Here is a 424-nt window from a genome sequence, read left to right as displayed (position 1 = left end):
GCCCCGAAGCAGCACCCAACCCAGCAAGACAAGCCACAACCTGAAACCACCGCGAAATACACCCCGCCGCAGCAGCATCAGCCCTGACGGCGTCGTCCTGGCGGCGTAACGCGTTGTGACCGCGTTTCGCCCATTTGCGCTCTCCGTCCGCCGTGTTGAACTCGTTAGTACTCCTGACTATGTGACGATGAACAAGCCGTGCCTCTGCTGCATTCCGCACGTACCCTAAGAGTTCTTCAGCCACTACCACGTCACCCCCGCGGTCAAAAGCAATTTCGCCCGCAGCGCCCTTAGCAAAATTACCGAGCTCGATGCCCTGTTCAAGGATGCCGGTGGCGGCGTTGGCGGAACGCTCCCAGGCTTCCAGGGCCAGCGCAACGAGCATCGCCATGACAAGCCCATTCTTAACTGCGGCAAGGCCCAG

The 424-nt window shown here is 60.6% G+C and carries 1 protein-coding gene; it reads right to left on the bottom strand.

The features are described 5' to 3' along the window. A partial coding sequence (locus SKC42_RS27490) for a hypothetical protein (protein ID WP_330967377.1) occupies positions 1-391 on the bottom strand: 391 nt, incomplete at its 3' end. Between the last annotated feature and the right edge of the window lie 33 nt (positions 392-424).

It is taken from the genome of Mycobacterium sp. 050134 (assembly GCF_036409085.1).
Classification (GTDB): domain Bacteria; phylum Actinomycetota; class Actinomycetes; order Mycobacteriales; family Mycobacteriaceae; genus Mycobacterium.
This window is presented reverse-complemented; position numbering and strand designations above follow the sequence as displayed.